Consider the following 22,094-nt stretch of genomic DNA (forward strand, 5'->3'; position numbering starts at 1 on the left):
CAGAAGCGCGATTATCGAGCGCAAGGCCCGCAGGAGGATTAGGTCAATCCTTCAAGGGACTTGCACACGATAAGCGCGCTTCTGGGCACCGCCCTTCGGGTGATGGCAGCGGGGCCAGCAACTCTGCGTCAGGCTCGTCAACCGCAGTCCCGCTGCGGCTTTCCTCGCCTTCCTTGATTTGCTAGCCCCGGTGCCATCATCGCGGGGCCTCCTGTTACGTAGACAGGCTCCTAGGGGTTCTGCACGATCTTGACCGTCGGCTGCCCCGGCTCCTCCAGGAGGTAGGCCGCGACGAATCTGGCAGGGGTGTCCCCGACGTTGTCGAAGCGTGCCACATGAACGCCCGCAGGTTCATAAAAGGCGTCCCCGGCCTTGAGGAACGTCGTCGGCTCACCCTCGATCTGGTAGGCGATGCGACCTTCGATCACAACCCCGATGACGGGGCATGGGTGCAGGTGAAGGGGCGCCTTCTGCCCGGTCGCCATCGTCACGTCCTGGACGCTGACGCTCCCGACGGCTTTCGGGGGTGCGAGGGCCGCCTCGAGCAGATTCCTCCTCTGGACGGCTCCCGGGCTTGCCATGGGACCCCCTTGCGCATTGAGATGCGGGATCGCCAGCAGGGTTACAAGCATGGGGATCTGGAACTTCAGCATGGTCGACCTCCCTGGCTATTTCGTCTGGATCGCGCCCATTCCCTTCACGCTTCCGGCAAGGCGACCGCTTTCGCCACCACCCCGGAGACGCCATCCGATTATGGGGCAATGCCCCTGGGCGGGATGGGTAGGATCCGGCGGAAAGATGATCCGAATGCCCTGGTTCACACCTTCTGGCAGCTCGGCGTTCAATTGGGCGAACAGGCAAGGATCCGTGGCTGATGAAAACGCGATAAGCGTCCGGGTGGCCGGGGGTTCCCAGGAATCTCGCGTGGTTGCGCTGCGCGCCCGGGCCTCCACCGAAAAAAAGGTTCTTCACGGATTTCCGGGGAAGGCCGCACGGATCTTGAGGAAGAAGTAGGCCTCATCCCGGTACCCATAGGCGATCCGCTTCAGGACCTTGATCTTGTTGTTGATCTCCTCCAGGATGCTGGTGTTCAGGTGCCACCGGCAGTGCGAGAGGATGTCCTCGATCCGCTTGGCCAGGTTTTTCGCAAAACGTACCAAAGGCGGCAGGCCGCTTGAGGTGGCCATGGCCAGCCAGTTCTCCCAGGCCTTCCGGGCCCAGCCCTCTCGCTTAAAGCCCCACAGGGCCTTAATAGTCAGTAAATCGGGTTCGCGGAACCCAGGCCTTCGGCTGGGTCGGTGCGATGACGCGCAACCCGATTTACGGTCTTGAACAAGCCCGGAGCGGCAGGGGCCGGCGCGACTGGGCTGCTATGGGCAAATCGAGCTTGGCAGGCCGCCTGAGGATGGTGGAAACGCCTTGGCCATCGTCTCCCTGACCTTCGATTTCACGCTCTGTTCTGGCCGCGATGGTTCCGCTCCTGTCCATGAGCAGACCCTCTCCAGCCCACCGTGGTGGCAGGTTGCGGCGCGAGAAAGCCTGGTCGTTGTGGGGACGGTCAGCATGGGGCGTCAACTTCGGGAGGTGCCCGGGGGGCGGTGGGATCCAGGCGGACCCGGTGGAGCATGCCGCCGCAGACAGGGCAGGCGCGCATCTCTTGCTCCAGCCATGTCACCGGGGATGGAGTTGCCTTGACCTTGGTCTCGCCCAGGGCCTGCCGGGCCTGGTCCAACAGACCTCCGGGCTGGGCGGCGGCGTAGAGGCCGGCGTGGCGGATTTTTCGGAAGCCCGGGGGGAGGACGTGCTGGACCAGGCGGTGGAGGAATTCCGGCGGCTCCAGGGTCGCGGTGAGGCCGTGCTTGGTGCGAAAGGTCACCTGGTCGTCCGTGACATCCACCAACCGGGAATTGGCGATGCCCACCCGGTGGGTATAGCGCCCGAGGTAATGGAGCACGTGGCCGGACTTGCGGAACGGCTTCTTGACGTAGGCGATCCAGCGCTTCTCTTTCACCTGTGCGATCAACTGGGCGTAGGCGGCCACGGTACGTTCCGGGAACTTGCCCCCATCCCGGGCGGCCCCCAGGGCGGCCAGGACCTTGCCGCGGAACACGTCGCCCAGCATCTTCAGGGGAAACAGGTAGCGGTGCTTGAGCCGGATGAAACGGCCGCCATCCAGGCTCAGGCCGCCGGTGCTGACCAGCGCGTGGACATGGGGGTGGAAGGCCAGTTCCCGGGTCCAGGTATGCAGGATCAGAGTCAGGCCAAAGGTCAGGCCCTTGCGGGTCCTGCCCAGCTCCAGAAGCGTATCGGCCACGGCGCGCAGCATGGCTTGGTAGACCTCGGCCGGGTGGAGCCGGGCCAGAGCCCGCAGTTCAGCCGGCAGGGTGAACACCACGTGGAAGTGGCCAATGGCCAGGATCCGTCGACTGCGCGCGGCGATCCACTTCTCCTGGGCCAGGGCCTGGCACTTCGGGCAGTGCCGGTCCCGGCAGGAGTTGTAGGCGATCCGCTCATAGTCGCCGTGCTCGCAGACCAGCTTGTGGCCGCCGAGGGCGGCGGTGCGGCAACGACTGATCGCGGTCAGCACCTTCTTCTGTCCCGGGGCAAGGTGATGCCTGGCCTCCAGGGCGGGGCGGTGCCTGCGGACGATCTCGCCGATGTCGAACCGGGGCCGGGGCCCCACGCCTCAATCCGGCAGGTCTTCCAACGGGCTGCGGATGGCAGCAACCTGGCTTGGTGCGACCTGGGTGTAGATCTGAGTGGACCGGATGCTGCCGTGGCCCAGGACAACCTGGATCCGGCGCAGGTCCTCCCCGTTCTCCAGCAGATGGGTGGCGAAGGCGTGGCGGAGCATGTGCGGACCCACGATCTTGCCGATGCCGGAGGCGGCTGCCGCGCACAACAGGGCCCGGCGCGCCGTCTCAGGGCAGATGGGGTTGCCCAACTTGGAGGCGAACAACCAGGGTTTCGGCGGCTGCTCGTGCTTGTAGTAGGTCCGCAGCAACCCGTAGAGCTTGCCGTCCATGGGCACCATCCGCTCCTTGCCACCCTTGCCATGGCGGACATGGATGACCTTCTGCATGGCATCAATATCACGGGTTTCCAGCAGGCTGGCCTCATTGATACGCAAGCCGGTGGCATAGATCAGGGTGAAGAACATGCGGTACTTGGCGGTCGTGAACCCGTCCAGGAGCCGCTGGATCTCAGGCCGGCCGAGGATCGAGGGCAGGTGCGCCTTGGCCTTGGGGATGGTGATCCAGGCCACCTTCTCCGGCTGGCCCAGTGTCCTTGAATAGAGAAATTTCAGGGCCGAGTAATGCTGCCCAAGCCGGGACGCCCCGACCGCCTGGCCGCGGAGATGGTCAACCCAGCGCCGAATCGCCTCCTGGCTCGCATCCGGCAGGTCCTGGCCGAGGAACTCCTCGAAACGCCGGGCCGAAGCGACATACAACTCGATGGTTCTTTCCGCCCGGCCCGCCATTCGGAGATCGCCGGAAAATCTGGACAGAGATACACTATCTGCACGCATGCAGTTCCTCCTTGGTTATGGGGACGGTGCTGACACACCGCCATAACCAAGGAGCCTGCTTTTATATACTTCCGCAAGTCCCCCGGTGAGCGACCGGACTGGACGGGCGTTTTTCACCCTGCCGCGAAGCGGCTTCGTTCAAGGGCGTCCTTCATGACGTAGGCCGTCATGAGGGCTTGGTTCGCCTCCAGGAGCGCGTTGAGCCTGGTCTTGCTCTCCCGGTTGGGCAGGTTCTCCCAGTTGCCCAGCAGGAGCCACTTGGCCCCCTTGATGAGTTCGCGGGCGGCCTTGTCGTCCCGGCACCGATTGGCCTCGTTGACCCGGATTCGGTCGAGCACCTGCTTTCCGAAATTGGCCAGGACATGGAACTGGTCCAGGACGATCTCGGCATTGGGGCAGTGTTGGCGGACTTCCGCTTCGAAAGTGGGGGACATGTCCATGGCCACCGCCGCGATCTTGCGGCACCGCCGCTTGCCGAGCCATTCGAAGAAGGGCCTGATATCCGCCTTGCCCCGGCCTTTGCCCACCCAAAGCACTTGGCGGGTTTCGGTATCGGCGAACACCGTGGCGTAGCTCTGCCCCTTATGGAGGGCGAACTCGTCCATCATGAGCAGCCGGACCTTGCCTGGTCTGGCTGGCTCCAGCGTGCGCTCCAGATAGGCCTTGTCGATGTCCTTCACTGTGCCCCAGTGGAGGCCATAATGCTCGGCAACCCGCTTGATGGGCATGACCTTGCACATGCGGGCCACACTCTCGGCCATGCGGTTGGTGACCCGTGCATAGGGTTCCAGTCAGTCCAGGGCCTCCAGCTTGGGTCCGCAGGCAGGGCAGGCCACCCGGGCACGCCAGACCACCAACACGGTATCCGCGTCGAACACGGGCAGGTCCCGGATCTCTCGCTGGGACCAGTCGTGCACCGCTGAAACCTTGCGCTGGCAGCCGCTGCAGGTCCGAGGGTGGACACCGAAGCCGAGCAACTCGATCCAGACCTGGGCGCGGGTACCCTTCTCCCCCGGTTCGAACCTTTCCACGGTTCCGACGCGATGCCCTTTCCATCCGCCCAAACGGGCAATAAGCTCCTTGGTAGGCAGCAGCGGCCTCCTCTCATCCTGGTTTCTCGACAACTCCAAGATGCCTGAAGTCCACTGCTGCCGACCTGTTACCCGATGAATCCGGCAATCTCGATCGAAGGGCCTATCGCCGAGGCGCCGAGGAGCCGAGGATCGCCGAGGAATAAAAAGAAGATCTTTTCTCGGCGAACCTCGGCCCCTCGGCGCCTCGGCGATAAGCTTTTCGTTTCAACTTACCTGGATGACGGGCTCAGAACGGCCCCTATCGACCGGACCCGGCCTCCTCGTCAGCACCAAGCTAAAGTGAGTGTGGGTCGGCGCCACCCCTCAAATCCGTGAAGAACCCAAAAAAAGCACCCTGAAGAGGGTGCTTTGGGGTCTCGCCAGCGGGCGGTTTCCGGAACGCCGTCACTGGGGAAGGGGCTCGTTCTTAGACGGCCTCAGGTGTAAGGGAAGAGCGACTTTTTTCTACCCTGCACCCAATCTAGGCCCCTGGGGACCGGAAACAAGGCGGTGTTTTCTGCCTTCTCAGGCTGCTGGGACGTCTCGTTGCTTGGCGTGCGGGCGAAGAATGTCCGGGTGCCCATCCATGGGCAGGCCGGAGGCCTTGACGGCCCTGGGCAGGACCGGCCGGCTCCGGGCCCGGTCACGTTCGGTTGTCAATCCGTTCAGCATCCGCTGGGCGGCGGTCAGGGCCGGGGGACGGGGATCCTGGGTCCGGGTCCAGTAGAAGGCCAGGGCCCGGTCCAGCGTGGGCTTGGGATCGAGGCCCGCATCGGCCTGTTGCCGGGCGACCAGGCACTGCACGGAAATCCAGTCCGCCTGGGCGGTCCCGCCGTCCGGATTGATGAGGAGGCTCTCGTCCGCGCGCGCGACGAGCGCCTGGACCGTCTCCCGGGTGAGCTGGCCCCGGGCCCGGTCCAGCTCGGCCAGCCCCATGGCGGCGACCAGGGCGGCATGGCGGAGTCCGCCGTCGCTCTGGGCCTGGCGGGCGCCGTCCTCGGCCCACCGGAGGGCCTCGCGGTAGGCGCTGCCGGCGGCGGCGTCATCCCCGCCCGCAAGGTAGGTGCGGGCCAGACGGGCCAGGCAGTGGGAGCCCAGGGCGCCCGCGTCGCGAAGCCAGGGGTTGGCCTGCTCGGCAGCACGGCAATGGGCCAGGGCGCCCGGGAGGTCATGGGCCATGAGGGCGAGGAGCGCCTGGGCGAACGCCTCCCGGTCCCGGCTCAGGCCCTTGGCCTTCTGGAACCACGCCTGGGCCTGCGCGCGCAGGTCCGCCGCGGCGGCCTGCCCCCGCTGGGCGGGCTCCTGCTCCAGGTCGAGCCACTGGCGCGCGCAGACGAGGCCCAGGAGGTAGGCGGTGCCGGGAAGGGCCGGTCCCCTTGCCAAGGCCTTCTCCAGTTCGGCGTGGGCGGCGGGAAGGTTGTCCAGGCAGTAGTCCGCGGTCCCCCGCACCAGGGCCCAGGCGGGGTCGTCGGCGGGCGCCGTGGCGGCGTCCCTGACGGCCCGGATGCGCGCGAGGGCGCTCCGGGTGTCGTGGAGCGGCTGCTCCTGCTCGTAGCGGAGGCCGGCCATGAGATTGCTCGCTTCCTGGGCCGCGCGGTTAAACCGCTCCGCCGAGCGTTCCTGGGCAGCGGCCCGGTGCCAGGCAAGGCCTCCCAGCCCCGCCACCAGCCCCAGGGCCGCGGCGGTGGCGGCCAGGCTCCGCCATTTCCCGGCGGCGCGCCGCGGGGCCCGGCCCAGGAACCCCCACAGGTCGGCGGCCAGGGCCTCCATGGTCGGGTACCGCTCTGCCGGGGCCGGGGCGAGGCAGCGCAGGAGGATGGCCTCCAGCGCCTCGGGGATGGACGGCTCCAGGGCCCGGGGGGTGGGGAACCGCCGCTCCTTCTTCACCTTCAGCATTTCCTGGGTGACGGTGCTGACGCAGGGGGGCCGGCCCACCAGAAGGAAGTAGAGGGTGCCGCCCAGGGCGTAGACGTCCGTCGCGGGCCCGATGTGCCGGCGGTCCCCCCGCACCTGCTCGGGAGCCATGTAGGCGGGCGTCCCGGTGAGGGCGTTGGGAAGGGTGAGCACGGAGGCGTCGACCTGCAGGGCCAGGCCGAAGTCGCAGAGGATGGGCTTCCAGCCCCCGGCCGGCAGGGGCTCCAGGAGGACGTTGCCGGGCTTGATGTCCCGGTGGATGAGCCCGTGGCGGTGGGCATCCTCCAGGGTCTCGGCCACCTGGGCGATGAGGGCCACGATCTCCTCCAGCTCCAGGTCGTTGGTGGCGTCCTCCAGCGTGGGGCCCCGCACCAGCTGCATGGCGATGCGGGGCACGCCCTCGTGGGCCTCGATGTCATAGATCCGGCAGATGTTGGGGTGCTCGAGCTTGGCCTGGAGCTGGGCTTCGTGCATGAAGCGCACCATGGCCGCGGGCTCGGCGTGGTTGAGGATCTTGAGGGCCACCACGCGCCCCAGGATGGTGTCCCAGGCCTCGACCACGTCCCCCATGCCGCCGTGGCCCAGGAGGGGACCCAGCACGTAGCGTCCGTCCTTCCTTCCCTTCTCGAACCAGTCGGGCCTTGAACTGGGTTGGGCCATGGCCGACTCCCGGGTCGGCCTTTAGATGACCAAATGGATCATGTATCGGCCGCCGGATCAAAAATAAGGATGGTTCATTAGTTTGTCAACACGCCCGCGAGGCTATCGGCCAGGCGGTCCGGATCCGTGAGCGGGGCCTCGCAGACGCCGCCCCGGCAGAGAAATACGGACGGCTCGGCGACCCGGCGGTCCTGGTGGAGGGGCAGGGCGGGGTCGGCCTCCACCAGGGAGAGGACCCCTCCCACCCGCAGGGCCCGGTGGGCCCGGTCCACCAGGGCCCGGACGCGCGGGTCCCCCGGATCCCCGGCGATGACGACCTCCGGTCCCGGAGCCAGGGCCGAGGCCAGGACGCCCGCCATGCCCGTCACGGCCGAAGGGGCCCGCTCCAGCAGGGGCGCCGCGGCCCGCAGGGCGCCCTCGGCGGCGACGGTGAAGGGGGCGTGCCCGAAGTGCCGGCCCAGGGCCAGGAGGGCCCGCGCGGCCAGGGTGTTCCCCGAGGGCACGGCGCCGTCCTGGAAGGGTTTCTGGCGCACCAGCAGGTCCGGACGGGCGATGCTCGCGTAGAAGCCCCCTTCCGGGTCCTGGAACCGCTCCAGGAGGATCTCCCCCAGGTCGAAGGCCCACCGCAGGTGCCGGGCGTCGAATCCGGCCTCGTACAGGTCCACCAGCCCGCAGGCCACGGCCCCGTAGTCCTCCAGGAAGGCCGGCGTGTGCCCCCGGCCGCGGCGCCAGGTGCGCAGGAGGCTCCCGTCCCGCCACAGCTCGGTCCGCAGGAAATCCGCCAGGGCGCCGGCCGCCTCCAGGTACCTCGCCTCGCCCAGCACCTGGAAGCCCCGGGCGAAGGCGCCGAGGGCCAGGCCGTTCCAGGCCGCAAGCACCTTGTCGTCCTTGCCGGGGCGCACCCGGGCGTTCCGGAAGGCCAGGACCCGGGCCCGAAGCCCCTCCTCGACGGCCGCGCCCCGGGCCTCGAAGCGGTGGAGGACGCTGGTTCCGTGTTCGAAGCAGCCCTGGGCGGTGACGCCGTAGGCCTCGCAGAAACGTCCGGCGTCCGCGCCCAGGACGCCTTCGATCTCGGCGGGGGTGAACACGTAGAAGCGGCCCTCCTCCCCTTCGCTGTCGGCGTCCTCGCTGGAGTGGAAGCCGCCCGCGGGGTCCCGCAGGTCCCGGAGCAGGTAGTCCAGGGTGGCCCTGGCGGTCTCGCGGTGGCGGGGCTCGCCGGTGAGCTGGAAGGCCTCCAGGTAGCACGGCGCCAGCAGCGCGTTGTCGTAGAGCATCTTCTCGAAGTGGGGCACCAGCCACTTCTCGTCCACGCTGTAGCGGGCGAAGCCGCCCCCCAGGTGGTCGAAGATCCCGCCTTCGGCCATGGCGTCCAGGGTCTTGAGGGCCCGGGCCCGGTCCGCCGCGGACCCGTGGCGCAGGAGCAGCTCCAGGCCGGTGGGCTGGGGGAACTTGGGGGCCGGGCCGAAGCCGCCCCACCGCGGGTCGAAGCTGCGCTCCATGGTCTCCATGGCCTTGCGCACCGGGGCCAGGGTCGGGAGGGCCCGGGCCGGGGGCGGATCGCGGTCCAGGGCGGCCAGGAGGCTCGCGGCGTCGCCCTCGAGGTCGGGGCGCTGGTCCGCCCAGGCGCGGCGGATGCTCTCGAGGAGCTGCAGGAAGGCCGGGAGGCCGTGGCGGGGCGCGGGGGGGTAGTAGGTCCCTCCGTAGAAGGGCCTGAGGTCCGGCGTGAGCCAGACGCTCATGGGCCAGCCGCCGCGGCCCGTGATGGCCTGGACCGCGCCCATGTAGAGGTCGTCCAGGTCGGGGCGCTCCTCCCGGTCCACCTTGATGGGGATGAAGTGGGCGTTGAGCTCCGCGGCCACCGCCGGGTCCTCGAAGGATTCCCGCTCCATCACGTGGCACCAGTGGCAGGCGCTGTAGCCGATGCTGAGGAAGATCGGCTTGTCCTCCAGGCGGGCCCGCTCCAGGCTTTCGGCATCCCAGGGGTTCCATTCCACGGGATTGTGGGCATGCTGGAGAAGGTAGGGGCTGGTGGACTGGGCGAGACGGTTGGCCATAGTCGACTCCGGAAGTCGACATTCTGGCACGGATCGTGAGTTCCAAGCCTTTCCGTTGAGTCCCAGCCGCTTTGGCGCTAAGATCATGGGTTCATCCCACTCTGGGATGGCTCTGCCTGTCTCTGGGACCCATGTTCGAAACCCTGTCCGATAAACTCAGCCGCGCGATGAAGTCCCTCCGGGGGCAGAGCCGGCTGTCCGAGAAGAACATCGAGGAGGCCCTCCGGGACGTGCGCATGGCGCTCCTGGAAGCGGACGTGCACGTGCAGGTGGCCAAGGCCTTCCTGCAGCGGGTCAAGGAGAAGGCCCTGGGCGTCGAGGTCCTGAACGGCCTCAACCCGGCCCAGCAGTTCATCGACATCGTCTACCAGGAGCTCACCGCCATCATGGGCGGCCAGGCTCCCGAGCGGCCCCTCGACATGGCCCCGAAGCCGCCCACCGTGGTGATGATGGTGGGCCTCCAGGGCTCCGGCAAGACGACCACCTGCGGCAAGCTCGCCAAGTATCTGAAGAAGAACGGTTACTCCCCCCTGCTGGTGCCCGCGGACGTGTACCGCCCCGCCGCCATCGAGCAGCTGCACGTGGTGGCCAGGGACGCGGGCGTGCCCAGCTTCCGCACCGAATCCATGGAGCCGGTGGCCATCTGCAAGGCGGCCGTGCAGGAAGCCGCCCTCAAGGGCTGGGACGTGGTGATCCTGGATACGGCCGGCCGCCTGCATCTGGACGAGACTCTCATGAACGAACTGGCGGCCATCAAGGGCGCCTGTTCCCCTACCGAGATCCTCTTCGTGGCCGACGCCATGACCGGGCAGGACGCCGTTCGCTCCGCCGGGGCCTTCCACGAGAAGCTGGCCACGACCGGCGTCATCCTCACCAAGGCCGACGGCGACACCCGCGGCGGCGCGGCCTTCAGCATCCGGCACATCACCGGCACCGCCATCAAGTTCGTGGGCTCGGGCGAGAAGCTGGACGACTTCGAGCGCTTCCACCCCGACCGCATGGCCCAGCGCATCCTCGGCATGGGCGACGTGCTCACCCTCATCGAGCACGCCAAGGACACCATCGACGAGAAGGACGCCGAGCGCATGGCGCAGCGCCTCGTCAAGAACCAGTTCACGCTCGACGACATGCGCAGCCAGTTCCAGCAGATCCAGAAGATGGGCTCCATGCAGAAGATCATCGGCATGCTGCCGGGGCTCGGGAAGATGAAGGAGCAGATCGAGTCCGTGGCCACGGACAAGCGGATCAAGCACCTGGAGGCCATCCTCAATTCCATGACGCCGCGGGAGCGGCAGAACCACAATCTCCTGGACGCCAAGCGCAAGCGCCGCATCGCCGCGGGCTGCGGCCGCCCCGTCCATGAAGTCAATCAGCTTCTCAAGCAGTACCTGCAGATGAAGAAGATGATGTCCCAGATGAACAACCCCGGTTTCATGAAGCGGATGCAGGCCATGCAGGGCATGCAGAAACCGCCCTTCTCACTCTAACCCGCAATTTTCTTTCAACACCCAAGGAGTCCCGATGCTTTCCATCCGTCTCGCCCGCAACGGCGCCAAGAAGCGGCCCTTCTACCACATCGTCGTGTCCGAGAACGACCGCATCCCCACCGGCCGCGCCATCGAAGTCCTGGGCTTCGTGAACCCCATCGCGCAGAACGGCGAGACCGTGCGCATCGACGCCGAGAAGGCCAAGGCCTGGATCGCCAAGGGCGCCCAGCCCTCCAAGACCGTCCTGGAACTCTTCAAGAAGAATTCCATCCTGTAAGCTCGACACGCCGGCCCGGCATCCGGGCCGGCGAATCTGGCCTTGAAGGCCGGTTGGCCACGGCCGCCCGGCGGAGCTTCCATGAACTTTGAAGCGTTTGTTACCGATGTCCTGACACCCATCCTCGACCACCCCGAAGCGCTGCGGGTGGACGTGAAGGAGGGCGGGCGCAAGCTGGACGTCCTCATCTACGCCGAGGCCCGGGACCGCGGCCGGATCATCGGCAAGGGCGGGCGCATGATCACCTCCCTGCGCACCCTCGCGAAGGTCGCCGGCGAGAAGGCCGGCCTTACGGTGAACCTCGAGCTGTTCGACGGCGACGAGCGCCCCGCCAGGCCCGAGGCCGAAGCGCCCCTGGGCGACCAGTAATGTTCCTCCTGGGCCACCTCGCCAAGGTGCAGGGCCTCAAGGGCGAGTTCCTGCTGCACGAGCTCATGGACGAGCCGGAGAAGCTGGACGGCATGGCCGGCCTCGTGCTGGCCCCCCCGAGCCTGGACCTGGAGGGCGCCGGCGAAGCGCCGCCCCCCGCGCGACCCGCCAAGGTGCGCACCTTCCGCTTCCACCAGGACCGCGCCTGCGTCGCCTTCGAGGGCATCCCCGACCGCACCGCCGCCGAGCCCTTCAAGGGCTGGGCCATCTGGGCCCCCGACGAGGCCATCATCCTGCCCGAGGGCGAGACCTTCCGCCACGAGTGGGCCGGCTGCCAGGTCTACGTGCACGGCGCCCTGGTGGGCGAGGTGCTGCGCCTGGACCCCACGCCCATGGGGTACGACATGGTGGTCCTCAAGGACCTGCGCCCCGGCCGCACCGGCCAGCGGGACGTGCCCTACATCAAGGCCTGGTGGCAGGTGGACCTGGCCGGCCGGCGCCTGGAACTGGATCCCCCTCCGGGGCTGCTGGACCTGGATCTGGACTGACCGTCTCCGAGACGATGCGGATTCGGGCCACGGCATAGCCTTCGAGGTCGCCGTCGCCGTAGGCGTAGGCCAGGACCCCCTCGACCTTCGAACTGCAAGCGGGCAGCACGAAGCTGAAGACCGGCGGGGCGCCCTCCCTGGCCGGGCGGGCCACGTCCAGGAGGATCCTCCGGCCCTGGCTGTCCTTGAGGTAGAGCCGGCCGGTGAAGTCCTCTCCGGTCTTGAGGAACCCCATGTAGGCGGGCGGGCAGGGCGCAAGGTGGAGGCCCCGGCCCGGAGGCAGGACCATCTCACGGCCCGGTTCCAGGTTCCCGGCCGTCTTCCAGGCCTGCCGTTTCCCGTCGAAGTCCATGATCCGGAGCCTCCCCTTCAGGCCGGTCCTCCGGTCCACCCCCACCGTCCAGGGCCCCCGGGAATCGTTGGAGAAATGAACATAAGTCCTGGCCAGGCGCTCCGGACCGTGGGAGGGGACCAGGGCCAGGAAGCCGGCCAGGAGGGGGGAAAGGGGGTGGCTCAAAGGGGGATTCCAGAACTCCAATATATAAATTAAATATATAAAAATGTCTGTCAATGGCTGGAACGGCCGTAGGGGTTGAGGGCACATGAAAGACAGCCCGACGATCGGGATGGAGAATTAATGAATCTGCGCCTGATTCTTGTCCCCGCCCTTCTGGTGGTCCAGCCCCTGCTCGCGACCAACCCGCCCGGCTACGACGTCGAGGCCGATCTCAGGGCCCAGGCGTGGCTCGACAAGCTGCAGGAGGAGGCACTCGCCCAGGGCCTGGCGACCCTGCAGGCTGCCCGGAAGGGACCGGTGCCTGTCGGTGCCCAGGCCAGGGCCCAGGAATGCCTGGTCCAGGTGGTCGGCAGCATGGCGGCGGTGCACCCCGACGCCTTGAGTTATCCAGGCAGCCAGGTGGCTTTCAGCTACCATGCGGTCATTCAGCCCAGGCTCGCGGAAAACGGCTTTCCGGGCTGGCAGGACCTGGGCGCGACGCTGGTCGCCCTGGGCTGGATGAAGGCGCCCCAGGCCTCCGTCCGTTCCAGCAGCAGTACGGGCTCCTCCAGTTCCAGCACCACCACTCTCCCCGCCACCCCTTCCGCCAGCCCGGCCAAGGCGCCCGCCACTCCGGCCCCCGCCGCCAGGACCCTGGCCACGGAAGGCCTGACCTTCCAGGAGGCCACGGCCCTGATCGCCGCCCTGAATCCCATGCTCCCCGACGGCACCTACGATGTTCCGGCCCTGAACGCGCGCCTCGCCACCGTGGCCTCCCACGACCTGGCGCTGGCCGCGAACCTGATGGGCCATTACCGCCTCGAGCAGGCCCGCCTGAAGGCGGCGATCACCCGCTAAATGCGCGCCACCCCGGGCCTCACGTTGCACACCAGGGCCCAGGCCGTCCACAACGCCAGCAGCGCCGTTCTTGGGCTTGGCATCGGGGGGCCTCCCATTGGAGGTGTTGGGGCTGCAGGCGGCGCAATTATTGCTGGTGTTGGAGCATTGAGTTATACAGGAGTCACAGAGGGTATTAAATTGCAGAAAACGTTGAGCACGATTAAATATAACTGGTAAGCAAATTACAGAGCAATCCAAAATTATTCAGATATAAACTGCGCTGGAGCTCTTCCTGAAATTCGGTATTAGGTGCCTTTAGGGCCAATTATGTTGAAAGAACTAGCAATGAAACACAAAAGAATAAAATGGACCCAGGCTATAATAATTCTTGTGTCATTGTGTCTGCAAAAACCTTTTTATAAATTAACTGGTATAAACAATTGCATTGATAATCTTGGATTTTTCCCAAGCCTTGCAGTTGCATCCATGGTGCTTCTCGGAATTATGCATATTTTATTTTTATTTGTTTATCGTATCATTAAACACCTTTGTCCTGATTTTTTCGCTTAATGACTCATTTTATACGGGATCTGATTCGGGTGATAGCTGCTAAGCGAAGTCAAATTCATGGCAAATTGAACAGAGGTGGTGAATGGTTAAAATGAATAATATCAATATTATACGAATCGCAATTATTTTGCCTTGTGTTGCTCTTAAGCAACCCATTAATAATTTCCTTGGTATTGGCAATTGTATTCATGATTTGACTCTATTCCAGCGGTTCGTGTTTGAGATCGTAACGCTTTTGGGCCTGTTCTACATGTTTGGCTTCATTGTATTTAATTTTTTTAAATTATGTTATCCGTCTTGTTCTGCCAAAATGAATGAGCTGATCCACAAGAATTCAAGATAACCGCCCTGCGAATCACCCCTGATCCGGCGTCGGACAACTTTCCTTCCCCAATTCCGGTCCTTTATCCCAAACCTGGCGGCCGCGTCGTTTGGGATGATGGTATTAATTGCAGCCGCTAACCTTCCCGGGTGGTCCGGAGAAGGGCAGGACCTTCAAGGCGCCTTGAAGTCCGTGGAGGCTTTCTGCTCAGCCGAGTTCGACGGCAAGTATCAGAATAGTTAGTAAATCGGGCTCGCAGGAACACGAACGCACACCTGTGCCGGCGCGATGACGCGCAGCCCGATCTTACGTTCTTGGACAGGCCCGGATCGGTCCCTGGACCCGAGCTTCGCCCTTCGGGATCACTGTTCCCGGCGGTAGGCTGAGATGCGGAAAGACCCTGGTCCACCTACCCCAATCGGGCAGGCCGGGAACTGACGTCACGGGCGTTGCAGGGACGGTCAGCATGGATCGTCCCCGGGCGGTGCGGGGACGGCGGCGGGCAGGGGTGTCCGGCGGAGGGCGCCACCGCAAACGGGGTAGATCTGGGATTCGCGCTCCAGACGTTCCAGATCAGACGGGTCCTTCCGGGGCTTCTTGCAGGTACCGACGATGGCCCTGGCCTTCTCCAGAAGGCCGCCAGCCTGGAGGGAGCCGTAGAGGCCGGCATGACGGATCTTGTGGAAGCCCGGGGGAAGGACGTGCTGAACCAGGCGCCCGAGGAATTCCACGGGGTGGACCGTGGCGGTCTTGCCGTTCTTGGTGGCGAACGTCACCCGGTCCTCGGTGACGTCCAGGAGCCGGGAGTTGGCGATGCCGACCCGGTGGGTATACCGGGCCAGGTAGCCGGCCACGTGGCTGGAGTGCGCGAATGGCTTCTTGGCGTGGACGCCCCAGTCCAGGTCGCTGACCGCGGCCATCCGGGTGGCGTAAAGTTCCTTCGGAACCTCCGGGAAGGCGCCCTTCTCCTGTAGCCTGCCCAGGGCGTTGAGCATCTTGGCCCGGAACACCTCACCCATCATGGCCACCGGGAACAGGTACCTCTTTCCACTGGGGATGAAGCTTCCGCCGTCGAGGGCGAGGCCCCCGGCGGTGACCCGTACGGGGAGGTGGGGGTGGAAGGTCAACTCCCGGGTCCAGGTGTGAAGCACCAGCAGCAGGCCCGGGGTGGCCTTCAGGCGGGTCCGGAACAGCTTCAGAAGGGTCCGGGTCGCGGCCCGAAATAGGGCGCCGTAGAACTTGGCCGGGTACTGCCGGGCCAGGAACCGCAATTCCGCCGGGAGGGCGAACACCAGGTGGTAGTGGGGCACGTCCAGAAGGCGCTGGGTCTCCTTGTCGAGCCAGCGTTCCTGGGCCAGGGCCTGGCACTTGGGGCAGTGCCGGTCGCGGCAGGAGTTATAGGCAATTTAGGGCGGAGTTGTGGAGGGCCAGCCGGGAGGCACCGATCGCCTGCTGCCGGAGGACGTCCACCCACCTCCGCACCGATTCCTGGCTGGCATCGGATGGGTCGTGGCCCAGAATTTCCTCGGAGCCGCCTAGTCTTCCCGGCCGTGCCCGCTGAGCGGGATGTCGTAGCCGGCGTCCCGGTATTCGTTGATCTTGTTCCGCACGGTGCGCAAGGCGATGTCCAGCTTCTGGGAGCAGTGGGTGCGGTTTCCCTCCAGGGCCGAGAGCGTGGACAGCAGCCAGAACCGCTCCAGCTCGGGCAGGGGGATGCCCAGGGGCAGGGCCACCAGGGTGCCCAGGGGCACGCCCTTCAGGGGCTCGGCGGGGTCGGCGATGCGCAGGTCGCCGGAGGCGGCGGGGGGGGCGGGCAGGGCCTCCTCCAGGGGGCGCAGGAAGGGGGATTCCCGGGGCGGCTCGGGGGGGTCCTCGGGCAGGCCTTCCAGCTGGGCGGGGTCCAGGAGCCAGGCGAGGTCCTTGTGGGTGAGGAGGTCGCCGGGGTTCAGCACCACGCAGCGCTGCACGGCGTTCTCCAGCTCGCGGATGTTGCCGGGCCAGGGGTGGCGGGTGAGGGCCTCCCGGAAGCTGGGGGAGAGGCGCGGGGTGGGGCGGTCGTTCTCCCGGGCGTAGCGCTCGGCGAAGTGCAGGGCCAGGAGCTCCAGGTCGGCGGTGCGCTCCCGAAGGGGGGGCAGGCGCAGGGGGATGACGTTGAGGCGGTAGTAGAGGTCCTCCCGGAACCGGCCTTCCTTCACTTCCGTGGCCAGGTCGCGGTTGGTGAGGGCGATGAGGCGGACGTCCACGGCGATGGGGCGGTTTCCGCCCAGGCGATCGACGGTGCGCTCCTGGATGGCCCGCAGGAGCTTGCCCTGGAGGGCCAGGGGCAGTTCGCCGATCTCGTCCAGCACCAGGGTGCCGCCGTCGGCCTGCTCGAAGCGGCCCGGCTTGGCGCTGGTGGCGCCGGTGAAGGCCCCCTTCTCGAACCCGAAGAGCTCGGATTCCAGGAGGTTCTCGGGGATGGCCGCGCAGTTGATGGCCACGAAGGCCGCCTTGCGCCGGGGGCTGGAGGTGTGGATGAGCTTGGCCAGGAGCTCCTTGCCGGTGCCGCTCTCGGCCTGGATGAGGATGGTGGCCTTGCTGTCGGCGGCGCGCCGGGCCAGGGCCAGGGTCTCGGCCAGGGCCGGGTCCTGGGTCAGGATCACGGGGGCCTCGGCGGGGATCTCGGCCTTGAGGCGGTCGTCGCTGCGGATGGCCTTGCGCACGGCCTGGACCAGCTCGTCGGGGCTGAAGGGCTTGGAGAGGTAGTCGAAGGCCCCCAGGCGCATGGCCTCCCGGGCCGTGTCCAGGCTGCCGAAGGCCGTCACCAGGAGCACCGGGAGGCCCGTGTCCAGGGCCTTGAGCCGCGCGGTGAGCTGGAGGCCGTCCATGCCGGTCATGCGCAGGTCGGTGACCACGGCGTCGAAGGCGCCGGGCCGGGTCATGCGCAGGGCGTCCTCGCCGGACCGCGCCTGTTCCGTGACGAAGCCGGCGCGCTTGAGGCTCAAGGCCATGCCATCCCGCATGCCGGGATCGTCATCCACCACCAGAACTCTCAGAGGATTCGCCATGGTCCGCCCTGTCTCCATTCAGTTTATCGGTGTGGATCCAGGATGTTGGAGTTTTGTCCGCGCAGGAGCCTTTTGGGGCCTTCCGCCGTGGGAGCCTCGCCCCGCACCGGGTCCCCGTGGCGCGCGATGAGGAGGTACAGGTGCCTGCGGCTCACGCCCAGGCGCTTCGCGGCCTCCACCCGGTTGCCGTAGCTGCGCCGCAGGGCGCGGTGGAGCAGGAGCCGCTCCAGCACGTGGAGGTTGGCGGCGAGGTCCTCGGTGTCGGCCAGGGGCAGGCGCGGGGTGGCGTCGTCGGGCAGCTGGCCCAGGAGCTTCCACCGCACCAGCCGGTTCCGCAGCCCGCGCAGGTTGCCGGGGCAGGGCAGGGCGGTGAGGAGCGGCGGCAGGGGGCCGGTGACGCCCTCCTCCCGGGCCATGATCCAGAAGGTTCGCTCCAGATCGCCCTCCTCCTCCTCGAGACTGGGAAGCCGGAACGGGAGGCAGCGGGAGGCGGCCCGCGCCACCGCCGGATCCTCGGGGGGCAGATGGGAGGCCAGTACGCCGGCGGGGTGCGCTTCGATCCAGGCGCCCAGCGCGGCCGGGTCCAGGCCCTCGGCGTCGTCCTGGAAGGGGGCGCCGCGGCCCCGGGCCAGCCAGGCCCCCAGGGTGCTCAGGCCGCAGCCGGCCTCGCCGTAGACCCACAGCGGCCCCGGATGGCCCAGGAGCACGTCCAGGGAGGCTCCCCACCTCCCGTAGCCAGGCAGTCCCTCCAGGCCCGCCATGGGCTAGGCCCGCGGGATGACGAAGAACAGCACCGAGGCCACGTGGCAGGCGCTGCCCCCGAGCACGAAGAGGTGCCAGACGGCGTGATGGAACTTCATGCTCTTCCACGCGTAGAAGACGGTGCCCAGCGTGTAGAAGAGCCCGCCCGCGCCCAGCCAGAAGAGGCCTCCCGGGGGCAGGTGCTGGGCCAGGGGCTTGGCCGCGATCACGACGATCCAGCCCATGCCCAGGTACACCGCCAGGCTCAGCCAGGAGAGACGGCGGATGAAGATGCTCTTGAAGACGATGCCCAGCACCGCCAGGCCCCAGATCACCCCGAAGATGCTCCAGCCCCACCCCGCCGGCAGCGTGCGCAGGCAGAAGGGGGTGTAGGTGCCCGCGATGAGCACGAAGATGGAGTTGTGGTCCAGGACCTTGAAGACGAACTTCACCCGCGGGCCGCGGAAGGCGTGGTAGAGGGTGCTCATGGAATAGAGCAGCACCAGCGAGGCTCCGAAGATGGAGGCGCCGACGATGTCCCGGGCCGAACCGTGGAGGCTGGCCTGCACCACCATGACCACCAGGGCCGCCACGCCCAGGACCGCGCCGAGACCGTGGGTGAGGCTGTTGGCGAATTCCGCGGCGGGGCCTTGGGCTTCGGGATGGGCTTGCATGGGAGATCCTCGTTCGAATGATGGCATGGGTCCGCGGGGGCTTCCCACCATTGTTCCAGCGGGCGGGCCACGACTGGATGGAAATTTCATTCCGGAACGGATTCGGCCCGGGGTGAATCCTCCGGCCCCTCCGCCCCACATAGGATGCAGTCCGTGTCCTGTGCGGACCCACCCCCCTGGAGGAGCACGATGCCTCGAGCCATTCCCTGGCCCCTGCTGGTCCTGTGTGCGTTCGCCCCCTTGCATCCGGCGTCCACCCAAGCTTTTCATTATCCGTTCGTGGAGGGATCCACCCTCATCGGCTTCCGCGGAACGGCCCTGTCCCCCGGCGCCTCCGGCCAGGCGATCGTGCGCGGGGAGGGGGGCCGGATGCGGGTCCACGCCCATTTCGAGGGCCTGGAGCCCGCCAGCCGGTTCGGCCCCGGCTACCTCACCTACGTGCTCTGGGCCGTCTCGCCCCAGGGCCGGACCGTGAACCTGGGGGAGGTCGCGGCGGTGCGCGGGAAGGCCCACGTGGTGGCCATCACCCCCTTCCCGTCCTTCGGGCTCATCGTCACCGCCGAGCCCCACTTCGCCGTGACCCGGGTGAGCGACGCCCTGGTCCTGGAGAACCAGCCGGTGCGCGGCGCGCGGCCGGCCTTGGAGGCGGTGGAGGCCCCCCTCGGCCCCGGCACCGGCCACGGCCTGGAGCCCGGCACCCCCGCCCCCCGGGACCCCACGGCCTCGCCCTACGTCTTCCAGGCCCGCAATGCCGTGCGGCTCGCCGAGGCCGAGCAGGCCGAGGCCTTCGCCCCCGCGGAGTACCGCGCGGCCCTGGGGGAGCTCGGCCGCATGGAGGCGGAAAAGCACCTGGGGGGGAAGGAGGCCGTCCTGGCCGCGCGGCGGGCGGTGCTGCAGGCGGAGGACGCCCGCATCGTCGCCGGCCGGCAGAAGGAGGCCCTCCTCCTGGCCCGGGAACGGGAGACCGCCGAGGAACTGCGGGCCAGCCTGGAATCCGCCCGCGCCCAGGCCGACGCGGCCCGGGTCCAGGCCGATGCCGCCCGCGCCACCGCCGACGCGGCCCGGGCCGCGGCGGCCAGCGCGGCCCGCGGAAAGGAGCGGGAGGTCACCCAGGCCCAGCTGGAGGTGCGCCGCCGGCTCATCGAGCAGCTCAACCGCCTGCTCCAGACCCGCGAAACGGAGGAGGGCCTCATGGCCACCCTCACGGACGTGGCCTTTCCCTCCGGAAGCAGCCGCCTGTCGGCGCCCGCCCGGGTGAACCTGGCCAAGATCGCCGGCATCCTCCTGACCCGTCCGGGCCTGAAGATCCGCGCCCTGGGCCACACCGACGCCACCGGGAGGCCCGCCCTGAACGCCCGCCTATCCCGCCAGCGGGCCGAGGCGGTGCGGAGGTTCCTGGCGGGCCAGGGCCTCGCCGCGGGCAGCCTCCAGGCCGAGGGGCTCGCCGCCTCCCGTCCCGTGGCGCCCAACGAGACCCGCGAGGGCCGGATGCGCAACCGCCGGGTGGAGCTGGTCGTCAGCGGGGACCCGATCGGGTTGTGACCCGGTACGTGAAAAGGCCCCGCAACCGGAGTTGCGGGGCCCTTTCCCTGGTGCGGCTGCCTAGTCCTCGCGCTCGACGTTCTTGAACGCGTCGGCCAGGGTGGCCTTCCTCTTCGCCTGCGGCTCAGACTCCACCGACAGGGCGAACGGTTGCCTAGTCCTCGCGCTCCACGTTCTTGAACGCGTCAGCAAGGGTGGCCTTCTTGAACGGCTGCAGGTTCTTGGCGGTCTCGATCTCGCCGCGCTCCGCGTCCATCTCGTACTGCTTCACGGAGAGGCCGATGCGGTGCTCGGTGGGATCCAGCTTGACGATCTTCATCGTCAGTTCCTGGCCGGCGGCGAATTCCTTGGTGATCTCCTCGACCCGCTTGCGGCTGAGCTCGGAGACGTGCACCAGGCCCTCGATGCCCTCGCCCAGGTCCACGAAGGCCCCGAAGTCGGTGAGGCGCGCGATGCGGCCGACGATGGTGTCGCCCACGTGGTGGCCTTCGAAGAAGATCTCCCAGACGTTGGGCTCCATCTGCTTGACGCCCAGGCTCATGCGCTGGTTCAGGGGATCCAGGCTGAGGACCTTGGCGGTGACGCTGTCGCCCTTCTTCACGATCTCGCCGGGGTGCTTGATCTTCTTGGTCCAGCTGAAGTCGGACACGTGGATCAGGCCGTCGATGCCCTCTTCCAGCTCGACGAAGGCGCCGAACTCGGTGATGTTGCGCACCAGGCCGGTGACGATCTGGCCGATGTTGTACTTCTCGGCCACTTCCATCCAGGGGTTGGGGGTGATCTGCTTCATGCCGAGGCTGATGCGGCGGCTCTCGGGATCCACCTGCAGGATCTGGGCCTCGACCATGTCGCCGAGGTTGACCATGCCCTTGGCGGACTTGACCTTCTTGGTCCAGCTCATCTCGGAGACGTGCACCAGGCCTTCGACGCCGGGCTCGAGCTCGACGAATGCGCCGTAGTCGGTGATGGAGACGACCTTGCCCTTGACCGTGGCGTTGACGGGGTAGCGGTCCTCGACGGTGAGCCAGGGATCAGCGAACTTCTGCTTGTAGCCCAGGCTGACGCGCTCGGTCTCCTTGTCGTACTTGAGGATGGCGACCTCGACCTTGTCGCCCACCTGGAACATCTCGGAGGGGTGGTTCAGGCGGCCCCAGCTCATGTCGGTGATGTGCAGCAGGCCGTCCACGCCGCCCAGGTCCACGAAGGCCCCGTACTCGGTGATGTTCTTGACGGTGCCTTCCACCAGCTTGCCCTCTTCCAGGCCGGCCAGGGTCTCTTCCTTCATGTTCGCGTTGATGGTCTCGAGGAAGAGCTTGCGGCTCAGGACGATGTTGCCCCGGCGGCGGTTCACCTTGATGACCTTCATGTCGAAGGACTTGCCGAGGTAGGGGTCCAGGTTGCGCACGGGCTTGGTGTCCACCTGCGAGCCGGGGAGGAACGCCCGGATGCCGATGTCCACGGCCAGGCCGCCCTTGACCTTCTCGAGAACGACGCCATGGACGGTGAGGTTGGCGCGGAACGCCTTCTCCACCTCGTCCCAGATCTTCATCTTCTCCGCGCGTTCGCGGGAGAGGCGGACGTTGCCGTTCTGGTCCTCGAGGTGCTCGAGGAGCACTTCGACCACGTCGCCGACGGCGACGCCGACGGTGCCGTCGGGATTGTTGAACTCATCGATGTTGACCGTGCCCGAGCCCTTGTAGCCGATGTCGATGATGACATCCTTGCCACGGATCTCCACGACCATGCCGCGGACCACTTCTTCCTCGCGGAGCGCGCGGGTCTCACCCTGAAGGGCGTCGAGGAACTCCTGGCTGTCAGGCGTCTCGTCCTCCAGCATGGTCGCGTCCAGCACCGTGATGCGGCCCATCTGCTTGGAGCCTTTGCCCTTGATGAGTGTTGAAAGTTGGGACATTCGTCCACCTCTAATAGTAGCCCCCTCCTGGAGGGCTGG

Annotated in this window: 19 protein-coding genes and 1 pseudogene; 6 read left to right on the top strand and 14 right to left on the bottom strand. The window is 67.1% G+C overall.

All coding sequences use genetic code 11. The features are described 5' to 3' along the window. Positions 1 to 230: 230 nt before the first annotated feature. From ACZ5MC_RS06965 to ACZ5MC_RS07000, 8 genes are all read right to left on the bottom strand, one after another. Entirely contained in the window at positions 231 to 653 is a 423-nt protein-coding gene (locus tag ACZ5MC_RS06965; RefSeq protein WP_306599597.1) for a cupin domain-containing protein, read from the bottom strand. Positions 654 to 968: 315 nt separating this feature from the next. Further along, entirely contained in the window at positions 969 to 1,259 is a 291-nt protein-coding gene (locus ACZ5MC_RS06970; RefSeq protein WP_464517779.1) for a transposase, read from the bottom strand. Positions 1,260 to 1,558: 299 nt separating this feature from the next. Then, on the bottom strand, positions 1,559 to 2,683 hold the full coding sequence (locus ACZ5MC_RS06975; protein ID WP_464516209.1) for an IS91 family transposase: 1,125 nt from the start codon (positions 2,681 to 2,683) through the stop codon (positions 1,559 to 1,561). Between the two features lie 3 nt (positions 2,684 to 2,686). After that, the gene (locus tag ACZ5MC_RS06980; RefSeq protein WP_306598614.1) at positions 2,687 to 3,529 is read right to left on the bottom strand and encodes a tyrosine-type recombinase/integrase; all 843 of its coding nucleotides are present in this window, start codon (positions 3,527 to 3,529) and stop codon (positions 2,687 to 2,689) included. 113 nt (positions 3,530 to 3,642) lie between these two features. Next, positions 3,643 to 4,320 carry an ISL3 family transposase gene (locus tag ACZ5MC_RS06985; protein WP_464517780.1) on the bottom strand — a complete coding sequence of 226 codons (678 nt, stop codon included), beginning with the start codon at positions 4,318 to 4,320 and terminating at the stop codon, positions 3,643 to 3,645. Then, entirely contained in the window at positions 4,321 to 4,560 is a 240-nt protein-coding gene (locus ACZ5MC_RS06990) for a transposase family protein (RefSeq protein WP_464517381.1), read from the bottom strand. A 567-nt stretch (positions 4,561 to 5,127) separates the two neighbouring features. Then, a complete protein-coding gene (locus tag ACZ5MC_RS06995; RefSeq protein WP_464517382.1) occupies positions 5,128 to 7,176 on the bottom strand; it encodes a protein kinase domain-containing protein in 2,049 nt (682 codons plus the stop codon). A gap of 77 nt (positions 7,177 to 7,253) precedes the next feature. Beyond that, a complete protein-coding gene (locus ACZ5MC_RS07000) occupies positions 7,254 to 9,230 on the bottom strand; it encodes a thioredoxin domain-containing protein (protein WP_306599599.1) in 1,977 nt (658 codons plus the stop codon). A gap of 131 nt (positions 9,231 to 9,361) precedes the next feature. Here ACZ5MC_RS07000 and ffh point away from each other — a divergent pair, with 131 nt between their 5' ends. From ffh to ACZ5MC_RS07020, 4 genes are all read left to right on the top strand, one after another. Then, positions 9,362 to 10,717, top strand: a complete 1,356-nt coding sequence (ffh, locus tag ACZ5MC_RS07005; RefSeq protein ID WP_306599600.1) for a signal recognition particle protein — start codon at positions 9,362 to 9,364, stop codon at positions 10,715 to 10,717. A gap of 34 nt (positions 10,718 to 10,751) precedes the next feature. Then, positions 10,752 to 10,994, top strand: a complete 243-nt coding sequence (rpsP, locus tag ACZ5MC_RS07010) for a 30S ribosomal protein S16 (RefSeq protein ID WP_306599601.1) — start codon at positions 10,752 to 10,754, stop codon at positions 10,992 to 10,994. An 81-nt stretch (positions 10,995 to 11,075) separates the two neighbouring features. Next, positions 11,076 to 11,363, top strand: a complete 288-nt coding sequence (locus ACZ5MC_RS07015; RefSeq protein ID WP_306599602.1) for a KH domain-containing protein — start codon at positions 11,076 to 11,078, stop codon at positions 11,361 to 11,363. Next, complete coding sequence (locus ACZ5MC_RS07020) at positions 11,363 to 11,911, top strand: ribosome maturation factor RimM (RefSeq protein WP_306599603.1); 549 nt, start codon at positions 11,363 to 11,365, stop codon at positions 11,909 to 11,911. Before ACZ5MC_RS07015 ends, ACZ5MC_RS07020 begins: the two co-directional genes overlap by 1 nt. Here ACZ5MC_RS07020 and ACZ5MC_RS07025 read toward each other — a convergent pair. Then, positions 11,826 to 12,428: a hypothetical protein gene (locus ACZ5MC_RS07025; RefSeq protein WP_464517383.1), complete on the bottom strand. Its 603-nt coding sequence runs from the start codon at positions 12,426 to 12,428 to the stop codon at positions 11,826 to 11,828. The genes ACZ5MC_RS07020 and ACZ5MC_RS07025 overlap by 86 nt on opposite strands. Positions 12,429 to 12,548: 120 nt before the next feature. Between ACZ5MC_RS07025 and ACZ5MC_RS07030 the strand changes: the two genes are divergently transcribed. Next, positions 12,549 to 13,265: a hypothetical protein gene (locus ACZ5MC_RS07030; protein ID WP_464517384.1), complete on the top strand. Its 717-nt coding sequence runs from the start codon at positions 12,549 to 12,551 to the stop codon at positions 13,263 to 13,265. Between the two features lie 1,335 nt (positions 13,266 to 14,600). On the opposite strand, the pseudogene ACZ5MC_RS07035 reads toward ACZ5MC_RS07030, so the two are convergent. The 4 genes and pseudogenes from ACZ5MC_RS07035 to trhA all read right to left on the bottom strand — a co-directional run. Further along, positions 14,601 to 15,545 (bottom strand): annotated as a pseudogene (locus tag ACZ5MC_RS07035) (IS91 family transposase); the annotation flags it as partial. Between the two features lie 129 nt (positions 15,546 to 15,674). Then, positions 15,675 to 17,186 carry a sigma-54-dependent transcriptional regulator gene (locus ACZ5MC_RS07040; RefSeq protein ID WP_306599607.1) on the bottom strand — a complete coding sequence of 504 codons (1,512 nt, stop codon included), beginning with the start codon at positions 17,184 to 17,186 and terminating at the stop codon, positions 15,675 to 15,677. A gap of 23 nt (positions 17,187 to 17,209) precedes the next feature. After that, complete coding sequence (locus ACZ5MC_RS07045; protein ID WP_306599608.1) at positions 17,210 to 17,947, bottom strand: helix-turn-helix domain-containing protein; 738 nt, start codon at positions 17,945 to 17,947, stop codon at positions 17,210 to 17,212. Between the two features lie 3 nt (positions 17,948 to 17,950). Continuing rightward, positions 17,951 to 18,601 carry a PAQR family membrane homeostasis protein TrhA gene (trhA, locus tag ACZ5MC_RS07050; protein WP_306599609.1) on the bottom strand — a complete coding sequence of 217 codons (651 nt, stop codon included), beginning with the start codon at positions 18,599 to 18,601 and terminating at the stop codon, positions 17,951 to 17,953. Between the two features lie 189 nt (positions 18,602 to 18,790). Here trhA and ACZ5MC_RS07055 point away from each other — a divergent pair, with 189 nt between their 5' ends. Beyond that, positions 18,791 to 20,143, top strand: a complete 1,353-nt coding sequence (locus tag ACZ5MC_RS07055) for an OmpA family protein (RefSeq protein WP_464517385.1) — start codon at positions 18,791 to 18,793, stop codon at positions 20,141 to 20,143. Positions 20,144 to 20,297: 154 nt separating this feature from the next. On the opposite strand, the gene ACZ5MC_RS07060 is transcribed toward ACZ5MC_RS07055, so the two are convergent. Next, positions 20,298 to 22,055 carry a 30S ribosomal protein S1 gene (locus ACZ5MC_RS07060; RefSeq protein ID WP_306599611.1) on the bottom strand — a complete coding sequence of 586 codons (1,758 nt, stop codon included), beginning with the start codon at positions 22,053 to 22,055 and terminating at the stop codon, positions 20,298 to 20,300. Between the last annotated feature and the right edge of the window lie 39 nt (positions 22,056 to 22,094).

The organism is Mesoterricola sp. JemC181 (assembly GCF_055384585.1).